The sequence below is a fragment of the Azospirillum formosense genome (assembly GCF_013340925.1).
Taxonomy (GTDB): domain Bacteria; phylum Pseudomonadota; class Alphaproteobacteria; order Azospirillales; family Azospirillaceae; genus Azospirillum; species Azospirillum formosense.
In genome coordinates this window covers 1-3,193 of the sequence record NZ_WHOR01000419.1, presented here as the reverse complement: position 1 = coordinate 3,193, position 3,193 = coordinate 1, and the positions used below count along the sequence as shown (strand labels likewise).

3 protein-coding genes are annotated in these 3,193 nt (G+C 71.5%); all 3 read left to right on the top strand.

Translation table 11 applies throughout. The features are described 5' to 3' along the window. Window positions 1–245: 245 nt before the first annotated feature. From cobU to GBZ26_RS28425, 3 genes are read left to right on the top strand one after another with little or no spacing between them, the layout of a single operon-like run. A complete protein-coding gene (gene cobU / locus GBZ26_RS28435; protein WP_174441671.1) occupies window positions 246–770 on the top strand; it encodes a bifunctional adenosylcobinamide kinase/adenosylcobinamide-phosphate guanylyltransferase in 525 nt (174 codons plus the stop codon). After that, a complete protein-coding gene (gene cobO, locus GBZ26_RS28430) occupies window positions 767–1,393 on the top strand; it encodes a cob(I)yrinic acid a,c-diamide adenosyltransferase (protein WP_174441670.1) in 627 nt (208 codons plus the stop codon). The genes cobU and cobO overlap by 4 nt, the downstream gene beginning before the upstream one ends. Before the next feature lie 3 nt (window positions 1,394–1,396). Then, window positions 1,397–2,854, top strand: coding sequence for a cobyric acid synthase (locus GBZ26_RS28425; protein ID WP_174441669.1), 1,458 nt, complete (start codon window positions 1,397–1,399; stop codon window positions 2,852–2,854). Window positions 2,855–3,193 lie beyond the last annotated feature (339 nt).

Sequence of the window (3,193 nt, the reverse complement as noted above, 5' to 3'; positions counted from 1 at the left end):
TACACCTACATGCAGTGTCGTGGGTCCGGTGCTGTATGTGAAAGAAAGATGTCTGCGGGTTGGTGGGGGGGGCAGGGCGGGGGTTGGACGGGCCGGAGGGCGGCGTGCGAACCCCGCCGATCTGCACTCCGGTCCGGCAACTCCATGGCGGTTTGCGCCGGGGCGCCAACTGCGCTAACCATCCGGTTCCGCAAGCGCCCGTCCCGCAAGCCTCCCCTCACAGGCGTCAAGGTGGCCCGACCGTCATGAGCATCGACATCACCCTGGTCCTGGGCGGCGCCCGCTCCGGCAAGAGCCGCTACGCCGAGGGGCTGGTCACCGCATCGCCCGGCCCGCGGGTCTACATCGCCACCGCCCAGGTCTGGGATGCCGAGATGGCCGACCGCGTCGCCCGCCACCAGGAGGACCGCGGCCCCGGCTGGACGACGGTGGAGGAACCGCTCGACCTGCCCGGCGCGCTGCGCCGCCACGCCGGCACCGGAACGGGCGTGCTGGTCGATTGCCTGACGCTGTGGCTGTCCAACCTGATGATGGCCGACGCCGACGTGTCCGCCCGCTCCGCCGAGCTGCTGGTCGCTTTGGCCGAGGTGGAGGGGCGGCTGGTGCTGGTTTCCAACGAGGTGGGGCTGGGCATCGTGCCGGACAACGCGCTGGCCCGCCGCTTCCGCGACCATGCGGGACGGCTGCACCAGGACATCGCCGCCGTGGCCCAGCGGGTGGCCTTCGTCGCCGCCGGGCTGCCGCTGCTGCTGAAAGGAGAGACGCCATGACCGAGAACGCCGACCGGAACGATGCCGACCAAAACGCGCGCCACGCCGAGAAGATGAAGCGGCGCAAGGCGCTGCACGACCGGGTGATGGCCGGCAAGACCCAGGAGAAGGGCCTGCTGATGGTCAACACCGGCAACGGCAAGGGCAAGTCCACCGCCGCCTTCGGCCTGATCCTGCGCGCCGCCGGGCATGGCATGCGGGTTGGCGTGGTGCAATTCGTCAAGGGCGCCTGGTCCACCGGCGAGACGGTGGCGCTGGAGCGCTTCGAGGATCTCGTGGACTTCCACACGATGGGCGAGGGCTTCACCTGGGAGACCCAGGACCGCGAGCGCGACATCGCCGCCGCCAAGGCCGCCTGGGCCAAGGCGCAGGAGCTGATGGCCGACCCCAAATACAGCCTCGTCGTGCTGGACGAGCTGAACATCGTCCTGCGCATGGGCTATCTGCCGGTCGAGGAGGTGTTGCCGGTGCTGACCGGGCGGCGCGAGGGGCTCCATGTGCTGGTCACCGGCCGCACCGCCAAGCCGGAACTGATCGAGGCCGCCGACCTCGTGACCGAGATGACCCTGGTCAAGCACCCCTTCCAGGCGGGCATCAAGGCCCAGCCGGGCATCGAGTTCTGAGCCATGCCGCGCGCGATCATGTTGCAGGGCACCGGCTCCGACGTCGGCAAGTCGCTGCTGGTGGCCGGGCTGTGCCGGGCGCTGGTCCGCCGCGGCCTGACCGTGCGCCCTTTCAAGCCGCAGAACATGTCCAACAACGCCGCCGTCACCGCCGACGGCGGCGAGATCGGGCGCGCCCAGGCGCTCCAGGCGCGGGCCTGCGGGGTGGCGCCGTCCGTCCACATGAACCCGGTGCTGCTGAAGCCGCAGTCGGACGTCGGGTCCCAGGTGGTGGTGCGCGGCGTCGTGGCGGGCACGGCGCGGGCCGGCGACTACCAGTCGCGCAAGGGGCAGCTTCTCCCCACCGTGCTCGACAGCTTCGAGCGGCTGAAGGCCGAGGCGGACGTGGTGGTGGTCGAGGGGGCGGGCAGCCCGGCCGAGGTCAATCTCCGGGCCGGCGACATCGCCAATATGGGCTTCGCCACCGCGGCGGGCGTGCCGGTGGTGCTGGTGGGCGACATCGACCGCGGCGGGGTGATCGCCAGCCTCGTCGGCACCCACGCCCTGATTCCGCCGGAGGAGCGGGCGCTGGTCGCCGGCTTCCTCATCAACAAGTTCCGCGGCGACGTGCGGCTGTTCGACGGCGGCCTGTCGGTCATCGCGGAGCGCACGGGCTGGCCCAGCTTCGGCGTCGTGCCCTGGCTGGCCGACGCCGCCCTGCTGCCGGCGGAGGACGCGGTGGCGCTGGACACCTGGAAGACCCGTTCCGGGGGGCGGCTGCGCGTTGCCGTGCCGATGCTGTCGCGCATCGCCAACTTCGACGATTTCGACCCGCTGGCCCAGGAGCCGGACGTGGCCCTGTCGATGGTGCCGCGCGGCCAGCCGCTGCCGGGCGACGCCGATCTGGTCATCCTGCCGGGCAGCAAGGCGACCATCGCCGATCTGGCGGTGCTGCGCGCCCAGGGCTGGGACATCGATCTGGCGGCGCACCGCCGGCGCGGCGGGCGGGTGCTGGGCATCTGCGGCGGCTACCAGATGCTTGGCCGCCGCATCGCCGACCCGGACGGCATCGAGGGCCCGCCGGGCGAGGCCGAGGGGCTGGGCCTGCTGGACGTGGACACCGTGCTGAAGGGGCCGAAGGTGCTGGAGGAGGCAACCGGGACGGATTCCGCCACGGGGGCCGCGGTCGCCGGCTACGAGATGCACATGGGCCGCACGGAGGGGCCGGACCGCGCCCGCCCGATGCTGACCCTGGCGAACGGGCGGACGGACGGGGCCGTGTCCGCCGACGGGCGGGTGATGGGCTGCTACCTGCACGGCCTGTTCGGGGCGGACGGCTTCCGCGCCGCCTTCCTGACGGGGCTTGGGAGCGAGGCGTCCGGCCAGTCCTACGCCGCGACGGTCGAACAGGCGCTCGATCGCATCGCCGCCCGGCTGGAGGAGCATGTGGACATCGACGCCCTGCTGGCCGCGGCGCGGTGAGCGGCAGCTTCATGAAACGGATTTCATGATCCCGCAACGCTGGGGTCAGGCGGGCGACGCTACAAATGCAGTCATTGACGACGTTTGATTACTGGCGAGTCATCCACCGGCGGTTCCCGCCGCCGGCCACACACGATCCGGAATGTTCCCGCATACCCTCGGATCGTTTCTTGCGGCGGTGTGCATCGGGTTTTTGCCTTGGATCGGCGTCCCCCGCCCAGGCTTCCCCCCAACCCCCGCACCCCCCCCTCTTCTTTTTCCCCCCCGCCTTCTTCCGGAAACCCGGGGCCTTCACCGGCGGCCCCCCCGCCGGGTTGGTATGGGGTCTCCAGCCCCCGT